General features: G+C 62.0%; 14 protein-coding genes. 8 read left to right on the top strand and 6 right to left on the bottom strand.

From position 1 onward, the window contains the following. Positions 1–3 precede the first annotated feature (3 nt). A complete protein-coding gene (locus PSH69_RS13530; RefSeq protein WP_305412476.1) occupies positions 4–684 on the top strand; it encodes a glycosyltransferase in 681 nt (226 codons plus the stop codon). Positions 685–696: 12 nt separating this feature from the next. Here PSH69_RS13530 and PSH69_RS13525 read toward each other — a convergent pair whose 3' ends face one another. Next, positions 697–1,977, bottom strand: a complete 1,281-nt coding sequence (locus PSH69_RS13525; protein ID WP_096480080.1) for a serine/threonine transporter — start codon at positions 1,975–1,977, stop codon at positions 697–699. 523 nt (positions 1,978–2,500) lie between these two features. Between PSH69_RS13525 and PSH69_RS13520 the strand changes: the two genes are divergently transcribed. After that, a complete protein-coding gene (locus tag PSH69_RS13520; protein WP_019648929.1) occupies positions 2,501–3,472 on the top strand; it encodes a 2-hydroxyacid dehydrogenase in 972 nt (323 codons plus the stop codon). Here the strand turns inward: PSH69_RS13520 and tssA are convergent. The 5 genes from tssA to PSH69_RS13495 form a co-directional block, all read right to left on the bottom strand. Continuing rightward, positions 3,469–4,566, bottom strand: a complete 1,098-nt coding sequence (gene tssA / locus PSH69_RS13515) for a type VI secretion system protein TssA (RefSeq protein ID WP_305412473.1) — start codon at positions 4,564–4,566, stop codon at positions 3,469–3,471. The two genes, PSH69_RS13520 and tssA, sit on opposite strands and share 4 nt — an antisense overlap. Continuing rightward, on the bottom strand, positions 4,563–8,381 hold the full coding sequence (locus PSH69_RS13510; protein ID WP_305412471.1) for a type VI secretion protein IcmF/TssM N-terminal domain-containing protein: 3,819 nt from the start codon (positions 8,379–8,381) through the stop codon (positions 4,563–4,565). Before PSH69_RS13510 ends, tssA begins: the two co-directional genes overlap by 4 nt. Continuing rightward, positions 8,378–9,145, bottom strand: coding sequence for a DotU family type IV/VI secretion system protein (locus PSH69_RS13505; protein ID WP_305412470.1), 768 nt, complete (start codon positions 9,143–9,145; stop codon positions 8,378–8,380). The genes PSH69_RS13510 and PSH69_RS13505 overlap by 4 nt, the downstream gene beginning before the upstream one ends. An 18-nt stretch (positions 9,146–9,163) precedes the next feature. Beyond that, positions 9,164–10,495, bottom strand: coding sequence for a type VI secretion system baseplate subunit TssK (tssK, locus tag PSH69_RS13500; RefSeq protein ID WP_305412468.1), 1,332 nt, complete (start codon positions 10,493–10,495; stop codon positions 9,164–9,166). A 152-nt stretch (positions 10,496–10,647) separates the two neighbouring features. Next, the gene (locus tag PSH69_RS13495; protein WP_007937709.1) at positions 10,648–11,097 is read right to left on the bottom strand and encodes a hypothetical protein; all 450 of its coding nucleotides are present in this window, start codon (positions 11,095–11,097) and stop codon (positions 10,648–10,650) included. Positions 11,098–11,325: 228 nt separating this feature from the next. On the opposite strand from PSH69_RS13495, the gene tssB reads away from it, so the two are divergent. The 6 genes from tssB to tssG all read left to right on the top strand — a co-directional run bounded on the left by tssB (position 11,326) and on the right by tssG (position 17,282). Further along, positions 11,326–11,874 carry a type VI secretion system contractile sheath small subunit gene (tssB, locus tag PSH69_RS13490; protein ID WP_026331704.1) on the top strand — a complete coding sequence of 183 codons (549 nt, stop codon included), beginning with the start codon at positions 11,326–11,328 and terminating at the stop codon, positions 11,872–11,874. Positions 11,875–11,903: 29 nt separating this feature from the next. Then, complete coding sequence (gene tssC / locus PSH69_RS13485) at positions 11,904–13,391, top strand: type VI secretion system contractile sheath large subunit (RefSeq protein WP_019648924.1); 1,488 nt, start codon at positions 11,904–11,906, stop codon at positions 13,389–13,391. Positions 13,392–13,559: 168 nt separating this feature from the next. Next, the gene (locus PSH69_RS13480) at positions 13,560–14,057 is read left to right on the top strand and encodes an Hcp family type VI secretion system effector (protein ID WP_018929664.1); all 498 of its coding nucleotides are present in this window, start codon (positions 13,560–13,562) and stop codon (positions 14,055–14,057) included. Between the two features lie 15 nt (positions 14,058–14,072). After that, complete coding sequence (tssE, locus tag PSH69_RS13475; RefSeq protein WP_305412466.1) at positions 14,073–14,516, top strand: type VI secretion system baseplate subunit TssE; 444 nt, start codon at positions 14,073–14,075, stop codon at positions 14,514–14,516. Continuing rightward, the gene (gene tssF, locus PSH69_RS13470) at positions 14,500–16,293 is read left to right on the top strand and encodes a type VI secretion system baseplate subunit TssF (protein ID WP_305412464.1); all 1,794 of its coding nucleotides are present in this window, start codon (positions 14,500–14,502) and stop codon (positions 16,291–16,293) included. The genes tssE and tssF overlap by 17 nt, the downstream gene beginning before the upstream one ends. Next, complete coding sequence (gene tssG / locus PSH69_RS13465) at positions 16,257–17,282, top strand: type VI secretion system baseplate subunit TssG (protein WP_305412462.1); 1,026 nt, start codon at positions 16,257–16,259, stop codon at positions 17,280–17,282. Before tssF ends, tssG begins: the two co-directional genes overlap by 37 nt.

Below are 17,282 nucleotides of genomic sequence, written 5' to 3'. Positions count from 1 at the left end.
GTCATGCGGGTCATCCTGATCGCCATCGGTTCGCCCGGTGACGTTTTCCCCTTCATTGGCCTGGCCCATGCGCTGAACCTGCGCGGTCATCGCGCGACCTTGTGCAGCCTGCCGGCGTTCAAAGCCACCGTCGAACAGTACGGGCTGGAATTCGAGCCGTTAGGCCAGCAAACCTGCGGCGACACGCCCCGCCCGCGAGACTCGAAAAGCGCTTTGGCAGAGCAGTGGAACGCAGTCTCGCACCTGCTCAAACCGACCTATGACTACATCGCAGCGCGGCGCCATGAGGATATCGTGGTGGTGGGCTCGTTTTGGGCGTTGGGCGCACGTGTAGCCCAGGAGAAGTTCGGCATTGCCTACCTTTCGGTACAGATTTCACCGTTCTTGCGCGAGGTCCATCGGCTGGCGCTGGACCAGCTCTGTGCGCCATCACTTAACGCCTTGCGTGCCAGAAAGGGCCTGGGTGGGACGGTTCAACACGTTATCAGCCAATGGATGCATTCGCCGGACGGTGTGATCAGCTTCTGCCCCGAGTGGTTCGCACCGCAGCAAGCCGCAGCGCCCGCCACACTGTGCAAGGCCTGCGAAAAAGCCGTTGCGGCTATCGAGCATTGCCGCCAGCGAACCAAAGGTCGTCTGGCCGGGCATTCGAAGGGGGCGATCAACCGGGGCAGCCCCGATTGATCGCCCGCTGCTTCAGGCGGTGAGCGAGTAGATCAACGCCGAAATCGCCACCAGGCCCACCAGCGTCACGAAGACGTTGGAGGCTTGGCCACGGTAACGCGCCATCGCCGGTACTTTGCGGATCGCGTACATCGGCATCAGGAACAGAATCGCCGCGATGACCGGGCCACCGAGGGTTTCGATCATGCCGAGAATGCTCGGGTTCAGAGTCGCGACGACCCAGCAGACCACCAGCATGAACGCTGCGGTCATGCGGTCCAGGGTCTTCGGCGCCGGGCGTTTGCCGCTCTTGACGATCAAGCCCTTCAAGCCTTCGCTGGCGCCGATGTAGTGGCCCAGGAATGACTTGGAAATGGCCACGAAGGCAATCAACGGCGCCGCGAAGGCGATGGTCGGATTGCTGAAGTGGTTGGCCAGGTACGACAGGATCGACAGGTTCTGCGCCTTGGCTTCCGCCAGTTGCGCCGGCGACAGGGTCAGCACGCAGCTGAAGACGAAGAACAGCACCATCACCACCATCAACAGGTGAGCGCGGGACAGGATCTGCGAGCTGCGCTCTTGGGCATGAGTGCCGTAGCGACGTTTCTGGTCCACCGCGAATGCCGAAATGATCGGCGAATGGTTGAACGAGAACACCATCACCGGAATCGCCAGCCACAGGGTGTGCAGCAGCGCCGACGACTCAGGCAGCGTGGACGCGGTGCTGAGGATGCCGCCATTCCAGTGAGGAATCAGGAACACCGCCAGGAACAGCAGCGCAACGATGAACGGATACACCATCAGGCTCATGGCCTTGACGATCACCTGCTCACCGCAACGCACCACCGCCAGCAGGCCGAGAATCAGCACGAACGACAGCACGGCGCGCGGTGGCGGCATGATGTGCAGCTGATGTTCGAGGAAACTGCCCACGGTGTTGGTCAGGGCCACACTGTAGATCAGCAGGATCGGAAAGATCGCGAAGAAATACAACAAGGTGATCAGCGCGCCGGCCTTAATGCCGAAATGTTCTTCCACCACTTCGGTGATGTCTGCGCCTTCACGACCGGACAGCACAAAGCGGGTCAAGCCACGGTGCGCGTAAAACGTCATGGGGAACGCCAGCAACGCCAGGATCAGCAACGGCCAAAAGCCGCCCAGCCCCGCGTTGATGGGTAAAAACAGGGTACCGGCCCCGATTGCCGTGCCAAACAGGCCCAGCATCCAGGTGGTGTCATGGCGATTCCAGCTTTCGAGGCTCGCTGGTGTCGCCGCTACGTAGCGTTCGTCGACGCTATTGGCCTGATCATTCATCCGGTCGGATCTCCGCTTTCCGGTCACTTGCCACCCGGCCAGGACGCGTCGGAAAAAACCGACAGACATGCTCCGGCCGAAACAGGGGCGGGATTCTCCGCGATAAACGAGCAGAAGCAAAGGTTTAGCTGAGCAATGGTTGTGCGGAGCAGATCAAAGGCCTGTCGCTTTTAGAACAATAACTGTCGGCAGCGGGTATGTGATGTGTCGTTTTCTGACACGCTTTAGTAAGCCCTAATGTACGGTGTGCCTGACGGGCCGCCTGATTTTACGACTGCTGCGCAGCCGAACGCAGCCTCGCAAGCTCGACAGCTGCTACGGCAATTTCATCGCGGACAAATCCTCTCCGCCTGCCGCGCACTGATCTAGTGTTGTATCTAAGAAGCTCGCCGGTATCGCCAACGCCTGCACAGGTGCTTGCCAACCAATAGCCTATGATCTCGGGCCATTGCCAATCTGCTCTGGAGTCAGCAATCTGACGCGACGTTCGAGCCCCACACTCCGCTGCCCACAGGAGCCCAGCATGACCGCAACCGTTCTGGTACTGGTTGAAACCATCAATGAATACCTGCCGATTCTCGAACATCAGGGGTTTCATTTGATCCTGGCCCCAACCCCGGCCGAGCGCGCTGCCGCCATTGCCCGCCAGGGCAGCCAGATCGATGCGGTGCTGACGCGTGGCCCGTTGGGCCTGTATGCCAATGAAATTGCCGCCCTGCCCAACCTCAAGATCATCTGCGTGATCGGCGCCGGTTACGAACACGTCGACCTGCAGGCCGCCGTCAACCGGGGCATCACTGTCACCAACGGCGCCGGCGTCAATGCCTCTTCCGTTGCCGATCACGCCATGGCGTTGCTGCTGGCACTGGTTCGTGACATCCCTCGGGCAGATGCTGCCGTCCGTCGGGGCGAGTGGCCGAAAATCATGCGCCCTTCCCTGTCCGGCAAACACATAGGCATCCTCGGCCTCGGTGCCGTTGGCCTCGCTATCGCCAAACGTGCCGCCAACGGCTTCGATATGAGAGTGAGTTACCACAACCGCCAGCATCGCAGCGATGTGCCGTACAGCTATTGCTCGACGCCTACCGAGCTGGCACGCCATTCAGACTTTCTGATAGTTGCCACCCCGGGCGGGATCGGCACCCAACACCTGATCAACCGGCAAGTGCTCGATGCCCTGGGGCCTAACGGATTCCTCGTCAACATCGCCCGAGCCAGTGTGGTCGTCACGGCAGACCTGATCACCGCGCTCGAACAGCGGCGGATCGCCGGTGCCGCGCTGGATGTCTTCGACCACGAACCCCAGGTACCGGACGCCCTCAAGGGGTTGGCCAACGTGATTCTGACCCCGCATGTCGCCGGATTGTCCCCGGAGGCCACCCAAGGCACCGTCGAACTGGCCGGCAAAAACCTGACGGCGTTTTTTTCCGGTCAACCGGTCCTGACGCCCATTGCGTTACCGCCACCGTCGACAACCACCCGACTCAATCACTAAAGAACGCCCAACAGTGTCCAGAGTCGTCGGGATTCGGCATCAGCGCTGATCAGTTCGCCCAGCAACTCGCTCAGGGGCTTGTTGCCCCACTCCACACCCCGCTTGATCAGATAGGGCACCGGACTGTGGGGTTCGGTGCGCGCCAGGTACTCGGCGATCAACAGCAATTGCCGGTACGCCTCTTCACGATTCGCCGGTTCGCTGAACACCTGGGGCACTGCAAGGACTTCAGGCGCGGCGGTCGGGCTGGGGCTCGATGCAGCCACCACTGGCGTTTCGACCGGAGGCGCCGGGGTCGGTTTTCGTGGATGCATGGCGATGAACTCCTGAACCAGCGTCAACAACGCGTCGATCACGTCCTGCAGCGCCTTGAAGCCTGGGGCCTGATTTCCGAGAAAAGCGTCGCTCCACACCTCCAGGCGCTGCAAGTGCTGCTGACTGAGCAGCAGACTGCCCTGGCTACGCAGCCAGAATGACAACGGCGTGGCGCGAATCTGTTCGGTAACTTTCTTCTGTTCGTTGCGTGCGTTCTCGGCCGAGGCCTTGGCTGCTTTGCCGTCGTTGGCCAGCACCTGTTGCAACTGCAGCCGGCGCCAGGCGTCCAGACAGAAACCATCGAATTCGTGGTTGTGCGGTTCGAACAACGGCACTCGGGTCAGCAACACTTCAGCGTAGCGTCGAGCCAACCATTCCAGCGGTATCACTCGCCACGACAGGTCGCCATCCTCAGCCTGTGGGTGCAGGTGTTCGGGATAGCGTTCGCACAACCCGGCCACCAGCGCCAGGCTGCCCGGCAACCCATCGAGCCCGTCCTGATGCAGCCAGGCCTCCCCCAGCCAGGCGCTGAGCATCAAATCCTTGCTGCGCTCGAGCAGCAGGCTCGTGGCCAGTTTTTCCAGTTCCGGCCACTGGGCGCGCTTGATCGACGACTGCCACACCCCTGTCGGCAAACTGGTGTCATCCTCGCGGCGCAGTTCGCGCAACCGGTCGAACTCGGGTTCATAACGCAAATCCTGACCACAAGGCGCCTCCTCGCTGATCGGTTCGAGCAGTTGCGCCATCAGTTCCGGCAACGGTGTTGAAGGTTGATTCACAGGCCCTCCTCCTCATGGGATTCAATCGCCGCGGTCGAGCGCGTCACCAGGAACGGTGAACGCGGAGCGCGGGTCGGCAAGGGCTGAATGGACAACGGCAATTTCGAGCCCTGGGTCATCAACGACAGGCGCACAAACATCAGGGTTTGCTCGGCGGTGCTGGCCTGCGAGGTCACGGGCAGGCGCAAGGTCAACGGAAAGTCCGTGTAGTCCATATTCGGCTGGCGCTGCATCGACGCATGCGAACGCATCAAGCGCAGCAAAGACCATGGGCCGCCGTACTCCCAGCCCGCTTCCAGATCCCGCACCACCAGGCTCGGCTGTAACGGATCGTTGGCCGGACGCTGATAGCCATTTCTGGCCCAACGCAAGGTCAGCCGGACTGGTTGGCCGACCATCCAGCGCAGGTTCTGCTGAGCCTCGCCGGGGTAGTTGATCTGTTGATTGCCGGCATTCAAGCCCCAGGCAATCACCTGATCGGCACCGCGTTCCTCCTCTCGATCGGTGCGCCAGCGCACGTCCATTTCCAGCCCCAGCACACCGCTCTTGTCGCGCACAAACATCGGGGCCAGCCAGGTGCTGGCTTGCTTCAGGCGATTGAGAAAGTCTTCGGCGGCCAGACGCTCCGGGGTCTGGCTCAGCACCAATCCGGCCTGCGCCACCGGCAAACGCTTGTCGATCAGCTCCAGCAAATGCTGGACCCGGGCCGGGTCGGCATCGCTGGCCTGCAGACCATTGGCAAACGGAAAGCGCTCCGCCAGGTACTGGTTGAAATAATTGGCCAGCTCATTCCACGCAGCCGCCGCTTGCTGCTGTTGCAGGAACTGGCAGCGTTGCATGGCGGTTTGTTGCAGATCCACGGCGCGCAATGCCAAGGTTCCGCGCCCGCCGGACAGGTTGGCGGTTTGCAGGATCTGGCCACAGGACGCGACGTCCATTTCGATGAAGTCGCGGCTCACCAACTGCTCGATCTGCGCTGGCGAACTGGCGGGGTTCTGTTCTTTGTATTTGAGCAGTTCATCGTTGAGCGCACTGAACTGCGTCACCCGTTCGTAATCCAGCGCCGAGAGGTTCTGTTGCTGGACTTTCAGCCATTCCAGCGCCGCAGTGCGGCGCCCGGTGATGCCGAGCATGGTGTTGAACTGCTGCTTGAGGTTCAGTTTCAGATCCTGCACGTCATTGGCGCCATACAGTTGCAGGCCGAGGTTTTTCGAACCGTCCCACTGACTGATTTCGGTGCGTCCGCTGAACAGGGGCTGGGCGACGATTTCATCGAGGCCACTGACGATGTCGGCCAGGGCGCGGCGGTTCAAAGCGCTTTGCAAACGCGTGGCCAGATCGCTGCGGCGCACCTCGACAAAGGCCTTTTGCAAAGCAATCGCCTGAGAGGCCTGCACATTGAAGACACCACTGTGGACCTGCGCATTGTGCTCGCGCAGGCTCGACAACATGGCCTTGACCACCGCGCCTTCGGCCGCTTGCAGCAACGCGCCACGATACGCCGGAGGGATGCGCGGCAGCTCTTCGGCGGCATAACTCTTGTAACTGGCGAAGTAGTTCAGCGCACTGTCGAGGTCGTCGCCATCAACACCGCGCCCCTGCCCATCCGGGACGTCGGACTGATCCGCCTGCAAGGCGATGGCGACGAAATCACGCTTGAACAGTGCCTGCACCGCGTTATTCAACTGCACCACATGCTCCTGCAAGACCAGTTGCCCGCTGCCTTGCTGAATCAGCAAATTGTCCCTGGCCCCGGCCTGGGTGATCCACTGGTCACGAAAACTCTGCTGCAACTTCGACGCCTGTTGATCCAGTTGCTGTTCGACCTGCGGGCCAAGCAATGTGCTTTGGCGCACCTTGTCCATCATCGCCCGGTAACCGGGCACCAGATCCTGTCCCTTGCCCCGGCTCCACGCCGAGTTGGTCAAGCCGACCAGCGCTTGCAGGTCGTCGATCAACGCCCGCAGATCTTCCAGCTCGGTAAGGGAATTGCCGCTGCCGACCTCCAGCCGCTCCAGGTGCAAACGCAGATAACCGGCCTGACGGACAAAGTTGTCAGCGAGGAAATACTGGTCCAGCCAGCGCTCCATGAGCCCGAGGAAGTTTTCCTCGATTTGCGCGCGCTCGACGGTCAGGTCAAGTGGTTTCAACTCACTGTTGTCGGCATCCAGCAGCGCCCGGTTGTAAAAACCGGCGCGGTGCAACGTGCCAGCGTTGAGGTTCAGCGACAGGGCGTTGTTGCTCAGCAACACCAGGTCTTCGAGCGGCGCCTTGGTGTTGTTCAGCGCCTGACTGAACCACTGGTTCTGCTGCTCCAGACTCACCGCACGCTCGACCAGCTCCGTGGCCTTGACGTAGTTTTGCCATTGGGCCGGGTCTTCGCTTTCGACATTACCCCGTCGTTCGGTGTTGCGAATGGTCTTGAGTTGCGCCAGATCCGCGCTCAACAGATCGCGCAGCGGCAACAACAAGTGACTATGGGCGGTCAGGCGCAATTCGTTCTCCAACTGCGCATCCAGCGAGGAGAACCAGGAGGTCGGAAACACCACCGAGGTGAAGCGCCAGCGCTGCGCCTTCTCCAGCACCCGCCAGAAACCCTGGACGTTGCGCCGGGTCGCCTCCCGCCGATGAGATTCATCCGTGACCACCACGTAATTTTTCTGCGCCCCTTGCATCAGGCGCGATAACTCATGGGCATCCTTTTCCGAGTCCTGCCACACCCACAGCATGCCAGCGCCCCAGAGCAGCGCGACCACCAGCGCCACCCCACCGGTCACGCGCTGCCAGCGCTGACGCAGGCGTAACAGACGCGGCACCACCTGAGCCAGACCGCGCTCGGCGACCACCCGCCGCTGCCACAACTGCCGGGCGAAAGCGCTTTGCTGCAAGCCGGTATCGTAGGCCGAAAACCCGTCGGCGCTGTCGTCCGAAGGCTGGTTGGCGGTGAAATAGACACCGCGAAAACGTGGCGCCTCGCCTTGCGCATTGCCCTGGAAAACCGGCTCCAGCAAGGATTGCAGATTGCGCCGCAAGGCTTCGAAGCGTTCCGGCAAGCCATACAGATCGACGCTCAACTGCCCGGACAAGGCGCCGATTTCGATGATCGATTCCGCCAGGGCCCGGTTGACCTGATCCAGCGCCTGATCGCTCCATTGCGCCTGCCAGACCGCATCAGGCCCGTGGGGCGAAGACCAGCCCAGTGTGCGTTCCCGGGCCTCGAGCGGCAGCGCGCTAATCAACTCCTGAAAACCCGGCAACTCTTCCATGCCGGTAACGACCACGTACACCGGCAGGCTCAAGCCAAAACGTTGCAACAGATCGATAAAGCGTCGACGCGCCGCCAGGCCCAGGGCCGCCGCCTGCTCGGCATTGCCCAGCCGACTGATCGGCACCGTCCAGATCACGCCGTCCAGCGGACGCTGACTGCGCAGGCGCAGGATCAACCCCAGCAAGCGCCACCAGCCCCCCCGTTGCAGGTGCATGCCTTCATCCGGCAAAAACAGCGCCTGGGGCACCACCAGGACCGCCCCTTCGGGGTCCGACCACCAGCGACCGAACCAGCTCGGTTTGTCGGTGGGCTGCAAGCGCCACTGGGTGCACAACTGCGTGCCCTGAGTCTCGTTGCCGAGCATCAGCATCCAGGGAATCTGGTAACGATCCTGGGTGCCCTGCTCCTGCTCCATCTGCCGCACCGCCAGGTAAAAACTGCGGATCGCCGCGCCGCTTTGCGTGCGCAACCACCAGACCGCCACGGCGACAATCGCCAGCACCAACAGCACGACGATGATCAGGCCGATAATCCCCAGCGTGCTCATGAGTCTTGCTCCGAGGTGGCCACCGAATCGGTCAGTTGCAAGACCGGTTCAAGCTCCTGGCGAATGTCACGCCAGAACAACTGCCCCAAACCGGTCAGCAACAGGACCACGGCAATAATTCCCAACCCCAGGCGAAAGCCATCGGGCAACGAAAGACGCACCGGCAATTGCAGCGGCGTCACCGCCGAAGGTTGTTCGAGCCGGGCACTGACGTCGGCATAATCCGCCTCGTGCTGCCAGGCAAAGGTGAACAGCGCCAGGCGCCATTTTTCATGCAGGGCCTGATTCTGTTCGCCCCGCAGACGCCCTTGAAAACCCAGCACCAGGCACTGCAAATAGACATTGGCCAGATCGCGCGTGGTGGGAATCTGCTCGTCCAGCAACTCCTTGATCGCCAACGGTATCCGCTCGCCGGCCTGACGGCTGGCGTACATCCGCGATTCCAGGGGTTTGTCCTGCCACGCCGACTGGCCCGGCCACGGCGTGAACAGCAAAGTTTCATCGACCAGCGCGACAAAGGCATAGACCAGTGCTTTGACTTGTTCAGTGGCGGCGTCACCGACTTTGGCGAAAGCCGTTCGCCAGAGGCGTTGGGAGATTTGCGTGGAGAGTTCGACCACCGCTTCCACCAGCGCTTCGTCTTCGCTGTCCTTGGGCAACTGGCTCCAGTCCTGGGACCATTGCTGCCAGGCCTGGCGAAAAGCACTGCTCAGCGGCGCTTCCTGAAGGCCTCGTGTACCCGTCCCGGCATTCCCCTCAGACATATGACGTTCCTTCCTTGATCAAGCACTTTCATTCGCCTGGGCCACAAACAACACCACTTGCCATGGGCTGCTGGCCGGTTTCGAAGCCGGGGCGGCAATCAGCAACGGCAACTGTCCGTCGAACCATTGGCCTTCGGCCGTCACCACGAACAACCGCGTATCGTCGCCGACGCTGTAGGCCACTTGCTCATTGCGACTCATGGCCTGATGGGACAAACCGCTCATGCGCTGACGGCTGAGCAACGGGATGTGCGGCTGCGACGCGATGATCGCTCCGCTCAGCCATTCGCTGGCGGCCTGCTCGCTGGCGCCATTGGGCATGCGCAAACCGATGACCAGCCGTTGGCTCGGCTGGTCGTCGGGCAATTGAATCGAGAAGGATTGTTCGTTGCGCTCGAACGCCAGGCTGCGATAGCCGGCGCGGATCAGTTCGAGGGTCTTTTCCAGCCAGTCGAGCACCGCTTCATAGCTGCGCTGCAACTCCAGAAAATCCAGCGGCGCGAATGCCGGAACCCCGGCTAATGGATCGAGCGCCGACCACGCGCCGGCCAGCCCGAGCAGCGAGCCATACAGCGCCTGCGGCGTGGCCACGCGACTGTTCAGCAGACCTTCGACTTCCGGCAACCGCGCCCACAGCGCCGTCAACTGACGCCGGATTTCCATCGAATCATCCTGATTGCCGGCCTGCTGCGCCTGGCGCAAACGACCGGCGAGGAACATGCATTTCTCCCGCGCCCTGGCACACAGTCCCGCCACGCGCCGGCCCACCACCGACTCGGGCAACAGGCACGGCGTCGGCGGTGTGTAAGGCAACGCAAGAAAGCCGCCACCTTCCTTGCGAATTCTCAGCAGCGGCAGGCAGACGGAATCCGCCTTGTTCAGTTGCGTGCACAAACGCGGATTCGGACGCCACACCGTGATCGATTCGGGGTACTCGCCGCTGGTGAGGTCCGGCAGTGCATCGCCGACCACCGACTGCAATCGCCCCTTGAGCGGCAGCAACTGACCGGCACGCCACAGCGGGCTGACCGCCAGGTAAACGGTGACGGTGGCATTGTCCGTGGCATCGATCGCCTCACTGACGTCGAGCTCCAGCATCGGCCCGACACCGGCCTGCAAATTGACCGGCAAACCGTCCGGCAACGTCGCCTGCAAATTGATTAGACGCACCAGCCCGGCACTCAGTGCCGAGGGATCGAATTCAACGCGGGTCACGCCCCAGAACCATGGATTACATGCCTGGGCGAAATGCGCTACCAACGCCTCGGCCCGCAGCCCTTGCAACTGAAAATGCTGGGGCAGCAATTGCATGCCCTCATGCCAGCAAACCGCGTCAGGAAGCAGATTCATACGACTCCTTTCGACCTGTGGCGAGGGGGCTTGTCGGATCGCCGCATCGCTCCGTATGAGTGCGTAGCGCTCACAATATTTTTGGTGCATTAGCGATTTTGGGGCTGCTTCGCAACCCAACGGGGGCAAGCCCCCTCGCCACAATTTTGTGCTCAGTTCGGGTGGTCGCTGACCAGTGTCATCTCGCGACTGTCGAACTTGAGCCAGGCGTTGCTTTGATCGTCCAGCCGCAACCGGTGTGCTCCGGGAGTGGTATAGCTGGCGAAGACTAAAAGTCCAGCCGCCCGCTTGCCCCCCAACGGAAAGGGTTGTTTGTCGATGAATTGACCGGGCACCAGCTCCAGCCCCCAGACCGTCATCAACTGTCGGTAGTCGCGCTGATACTGCTCCCGCTCGGCGAACCATTGGCGAGCGGTGATGCCCGATAATTGCTTGAGCAGATCCGCGTCGTTCACCGCAATGAAGTCCACCGCAATCGGGGTGTCGTCGTTGGCGCGGGGCGCGACGTCCAGCGTCAGGTTATCGAGATCGACGCGAGGCCCGAACAAGGAACACCCGGCGAGCGAGAGGAGCAGAACCAAAGAAAAGAGACGTGCGTACAAAATGAATTTTCCTTTTCTCGACACGGTCCAAAAACGTTTTCCGTTTGCATTTTTATAGACCTGTTCTAGCGTCTTGGGTAGTTCGGTCGGCACGACGAATTCGGAAGGTTCGTCAAAGGAATGACAGGTCCTCTGCCCTCCCTTTCTAACCTACGGTCCAGTAAGGGAATGCGATGAAACGGGCCTCCCGATGCATTGCTCCCGCCTCATGCATCGGAGTCAGCCACCATGGCAGAAAGTACTCAGCACAAGCTAGACAGGGTTCGCCCACCCCGGGTGCAAATCACCTACGACGTCGAAATCGGCAACGCGATCGAGAAGAAAGAATTGCCGTTGGTTGTCGGTATTCTTGCCGACCTCTCCGGCAAGCCTCTCGAACCACTCCCGAAATTGAATGAACGGCGTTTCACCGAAATCGACCGCGACAACTTCAATGAAGTCCTCGCCTCGATCGGCCCGCGCGCCACCTTGCAGGTCAACAACACCCTCAGCGGCGACGACAGCAAGCTCAACATCGAGCTCAACTTCAAACACATCGATGACTTCGATCCGGTCAAGGTGGTCGAGCAAGTCACTCCGCTGCGGCGCCTGTTCGAAGCGCGTCAACGTCTGCGCGACCTGCTGACCAAACTCGATGGCAACGATGATCTGGACAAGCTGCTGCGTGACGTCATTGCCAACACCGAGGGACTGCAAGAGATCAAGTCGGCTCGTCCGGACACCGCCGCTCCCGCTCCTGCTGGCGACAGCGAAGCACCGGCTGAACCGCAAGCCTGATCGCTCATCCACCCAGGGAGAATTTTGCCATGCCCGCCTCATCCGCCGCCCAGACCCAAGCCAGTGACAGTGCAAGCGAGACCTTGTCCTTGCTCGATGAAATAATCGCCAAAGGCCGCATGGCCCATGACGACAGCCAACAGGATTACGCCCGCGACATGCTCGCGGAATTCGCCACCCAGGTCCTCGATGAAGGCATGGCCGTCGACAAGGACACCGTGGCGATGATCAACGACCGCATCAGCCAGATCGACGAGCTGATCAGCGCTCAACTGAACGAAGTGCTGCACCACCCGGACCTGCAGAAACTTGAAGCCTCCTGGCGCGGCCTGCACTTGCTGGTAAAGAACACCGAGACCAGTTCCCGGCTGAAATTGCGCCTGCTCAACGTGACCCAGAAAGAGCTGCAGAACGACTTGGAAAAAGCCGTCGAGTTCGACCAGAGCGCGCTGTTCAAGAAGATCTACGAAGAGGAATACGGCACCTTCGGCGGCCACCCGTTCAGCCTGTTGGTGGGTGACTACACCTTCGGTCGGCACCCGCAGGACATCGGTCTGCTGGAGAAACTGTCGAACGTCGCCGCTGCCGCCCATGCGCCGTTCATTGCCGCTGCCAGCCCACGGCTGTTCGACATGAACAGCTTCACCGAACTGGCCGTGCCGCGGGATCTGTCGAAAGTGTTCGAGAGCCAGGAGCTGATCAAGTGGCGTTCGTTCCGCGAAAGCGAAGATTCGCGCTACGTATCGCTGGTGCTGCCGCACTTCCTGCTGCGCCTGCCTTACGGCCCTGACACGTCACCGGTGGAAGGCATCAACTACGTCGAAGACGTCAACGGCAGCGACCACGGCAAATACCTGTGGGGCAATGCCGCGTGGGCCTTGTCGCAACGGATCACCGAAGCCTTCGCCAAATACGGCTGGTGCGCGGCGATTCGCGGTGCCGAAGGCGGCGGTGCGGTGGAAGGCCTGCCGGCCCATACCTTCCGCACCACCTCCGGCGATCTGTCGCTCAAATGCCCGACCGAAGTGGCGATCACCGACCGTCGCGAGAAAGAGCTCAACGACCTCGGCTTCATCGCCCTGTGCCACAAGAAAAACAGCGACGTGGCGGTGTTCTTCGGCGGCCAGACCACCAACAAGTCCAAGGTCTACAACACCAACGAGGCGAATGCCAACGCGCGGATCTCGGCGATGCTGCCGTACGTGCTCGCGGCCTCGCGTTTCGCGCACTACCTGAAGGTGATCATGCGCGACAAGGTCGGCAGCTTCATGACCCGCGACAACGTACAGACCTATCTCAATAACTGGATCGCCGACTACGTGCTGATCAACGACAACGCGCCGCAAGAAATCAAGGCGCAGTACCCGTTGCGTGAAGCCCGGGTGGATGTGACCGAGGTCGCCGGCAAGCCGGGGGCCTACAAGGCCACGGTGTTCCTGCGGCCGCACTTCCAGCTTGAAGAGCTGACCGCGTCGATCCGCCTGGTCGCGACCCTGCCGCCACCGGTAGCCGCCTAAAGTCGGTGAAACCTCTGTGGCGAGGGGGCTTGCCCCCGTTGGGGCGCGCAGCGGCCCTTGCTTTTAGGTCTGCTGCGCAGCCCAACGGGGGCAAGCCCCCTCGCCACAGGTTAAGGGTTCGGCAACCGTTCACGTGTCTAAATTGAATTTCTTCAGGAGTTTCATGCGATGGATGCAATCATTCTCGACCTCGGCGGCGACATCAAAGGCGATAGCCTGCTCGAGGGTTACAAGGACAAGATCGAAGTCATGTCCTACAGCCACAACGTGGCGATGCAGGTGACCAACGACGTCAGCAACTCGGAGCGCACCTCCGGCAAGCCGCACATCGGCGAGTTCACCCTGACCAAGTTCGTCGACAGCTCGACGCCTTCGCTCAACGAATATTGCTGCGCCGGCAAACCGATCCCCGAAGCCAAGATCACCATCGGCCGTAACGCCGCCGAAGGCAGCGGTAAGCTGATGCCGTTCATCATCTACACCCTGACCAACGTGGTGCTGTCCAATGTCAGCGTCAGTGGTGGTACGGGTGGCAAACCGGTGGAAACCATTTCCCTGAACTTCACCAAGATCAAGTGGGAGCTCACCGCCCAGAAAGACGACGGCACCAAGGAAGGCACGGCCGCCTCGACCTGGGACATGGCCGCCAACAAGCTCGTCAAGTAAGCGGACGCGTCGGCCATGGCAGGCACCGGCATGCTCCCACCGTTGTTCGAGCGCCTCGCCGCCAGCGAGGTCGGCACCGTGCAGGCGTTCGATCGCCAGGGGCTGCTCGACTCGGTGCACACGGAGTTGCTGCGCCTGTTCAACACCCGACGCGGCTCACGTCCGCTGACCTCCCCGCCGAGCATTCTCGACTACGGCATCGCTGACTGGACGGCCTTGCAACAGCAGCGCAGCGATGACCGTCGTCAGTTGGCGCGGGAAGTGCGCGAGGCCATCAGCCATTTCGAACCGCGCCTGCAACTGGGCGAGGTCCAGGTCAATCCGGTCCCCGGCCATCCGCAGCAACTGAGCATTCGGCTACTGGGCGAGTTGCGCAGCGGCCAGCAGCACTGGCCCGTGGCCTTTGTCATCGAGAAGGCCAACCATGGTCTTGAGGTGCGTCATGAGCGACTCGATTGACCCGCAATTGCTCGATTACTACCAACGCGAACTGACCTGGCTGCGCCACGCCGGGAGCGTTTTTGCCGAGCGTTATCCCAAGGTCGCCAGACGCCTGGAACTGTCCCCCGGTGAATGCCCCGACCCGCATGTCGAACGGCTGCTCGAAGGTTTCGCCTTGCTCGCCGCACGCCTGCAACGGCGACTCGATGACGACTACGCCGAATTCAGCGATGCCTTGCTCGAACAGCTTTACCCGTTGGCCATGCGGCCGCTGCCGTCCTGCGCGATCGTGCAGTTCGAGCCGGACCCGAGCAAGGGCAACCTGAACGATGGTTATCCGTTGCCACGGGACACACCGCTGTTCGTCACCACCAGCAAAGGCGAGAGCATCCACTTTCGTACCAGCGCCGCGGTTCGGTTGTGGCCGGTGGAAATCAATGAAGCGTTGCTGCTGGGCAGCGACGAAGCCCAGGCCCTGACCGGTGTGGCGCAAGCACGCTCGGCCCTGCGCCTGAGCCTGCGTTGTTTGGGTGAAAACCAGTGGTCGACGCTGGCCATCAAACAATTGCGCGTGCACCTGGCCGCCTCCCCGGTGATCAACGCCTGCCTGTATGAACTGCTCGGCGCCCACGCCGTGAAGGTGCTGGCCGGACCGGTCGGCAGCGTGCCGGTGGTGCTGACCGGGTTGCCGCAGATCGTCGGTTTTGCCAGCGACGAAGTGCTGTTGCCGGACGAGGACGGCGTGCATCCGGGCATGCGCCTGCTCGCCGAGTACTTTGCCTTCCCGGACAAATTCAACTTCTTCGACATTCCATTGGCCGGCGCCGCCAGTGACAGCCAGACGCTGTACCTGTACATCGTGTTCGACCGCGCCCCGGTCAACCGTCTGCACCTTCAGGCCAGCGACTTCGCCCTGGGCTGCGCGCCGGCGATCAACCTGTTTCCGCGAACATCGGAACCCCTGCGCCCGGACGGTACCCGCAGCGAGTATCGTCTGGTCGCCGACAGCCACCGGGAAAACAGCGTCGAGATCCACAGCATCCGCGCCATGCGCGCCAGCTCAAGCCAGGGCGTGCAACGGGTGCCAGCGTATTACGGCAGCCAGCATATCGGCGGCGACAAACAATGCTATTGGCATGCGCGGCGGGTCAGCGGCATGACCCCGAATCGGCTGGGCACCGACCTGATGGTGAGCCTGGTGGACACCCGGCTCGATCCGCTGACCGAGGCCAGCGAATACAGCCTCACCGCCGAACTGCTGTGCACCAACCGGCATCTGGCCCAGAGCCTGCCGGCCGGCACGCCCCTGGGTTTCGAACGACCGGGGCCGGTGGCCTGGGCCCGTTTGCGCAACCCGCCGAGCCCGCAGAGTTTGCCGCGACTGGACGGCGAATCGCGCTGGCGGCTGGTGTCGCAACTGACCCTCAATCATTTGTCACTGGTCGAGGGGCCGCAGGCGCTGGATGCCCTCAAGGAAATCCTCCAGTTGCACAACCTGCGTGACGAGGCCAGCGCCTTGCGGCAGATCGACGGTTTGTTAAGCCTCGGCTGCGAACGGGTGATCGCCCATGTCGGCGAAGATGCCTGGCGCGGCTGGCGCAATGGGCTGGAAGTCCGGCTGCAACTCGATCCGCAGCATTTCGTCGGCAGCAGCGCCGTGTTGTTCTCAGCGGTGCTGGCGCAGTTCTTTTCACTCTATGCCACGGCCAATCGCTTCGTGCGCACGGTCCTGGTCCAGTCAGACAAGGAGGTCAGGACATGGCAACCCCAAGCTGGCATGCCGCTGTCCCTCTGAGCCTGAGCCAGAAGCTGCGGCGTGATCCGCAGGCGTTCGAGTTGTTGCAGGCGTTGTTGCTGCTAGAACGCGAACACCCGCAAGCCGAATCCCTGGGCAGCGGCACCGCCCCTCAAGCAGAAGCCTTGCGCCTGCGCGGGCCGTTGACGCCGCTGTTTTCCGCCAGCGAAATCGAAAGCCTGACCCAGGAAGCGGGCCAGCCACCGACGCTCACGACTCCCGTGTTCGGCCTCGGCGGGCCCGATGGCCCCCTGCCCTACGCCTATCAGGAATGGCTGCAACAACGGGCCCGGGCCAAGGATCATGCACCGGCCGAGTTCCTCGACCTGTTCCAGCATCGCTTGCTCAGCCTGCTATACAAGGTGATGCGCAAACACCGGATCGCCGTCGGCTTCATGGCCCCCGGCGCGTCGCCGGTGCAGGCGCAACTGCGGGCCCTGACCGGGCTGTTGCCCAAAGCCTTGCAGGAACGCCAGGCTGTACCCGACTCTGCGGTACTGGCGTGCAGCGCGCTATTTGCCAACGGGCGTCGTTCCCTGGCCGGTTTCGCCGCGATCGTGCGTGAGCACTTCGAACTGCCAGTAGAACTCAGCGCCTATGAAGGTGCCTGGCGGGAGATTCCGCCGGCCAGTCGCAGTCGCCTGCAACTGGGCGGACGCAACCTGCAACTGGGAAGTAGCGCGGTGGCCGGCACCCGGGTCTGGGATGAACACGCCGGCATCCGCCTGACCCTCGGCCCGCTGACCTCGGCGCAGGCGGCGCGGTTTCTGCCGGACGGTGAAGCCCATCCGGCGCTGGCCAGTCTCAGCGCGCTGTATTTCGGCCCCGACCTGGATTGCACGCTGGTGCTGTTGGTGCGCGGTGCCAGTCCGATGAAACTCGGTCGTCAGGCCCCGGCCTTGCTCAGTTGGAACGGCGGCCTGCAACGCCAGACCAGCCTCGCCGTGCAACGGATCGAAACCCGCCTTCGTCAGCTGGAGATCACCTGA

Origin of the sequence: Pseudomonas sp. FP1740 (assembly GCF_030687165.1) — a bacterium.
Classification (GTDB): Bacteria; Pseudomonadota; Gammaproteobacteria; order Pseudomonadales; family Pseudomonadaceae; genus Aquipseudomonas.
This window is presented reverse-complemented; position numbering and strand designations above follow the sequence as displayed.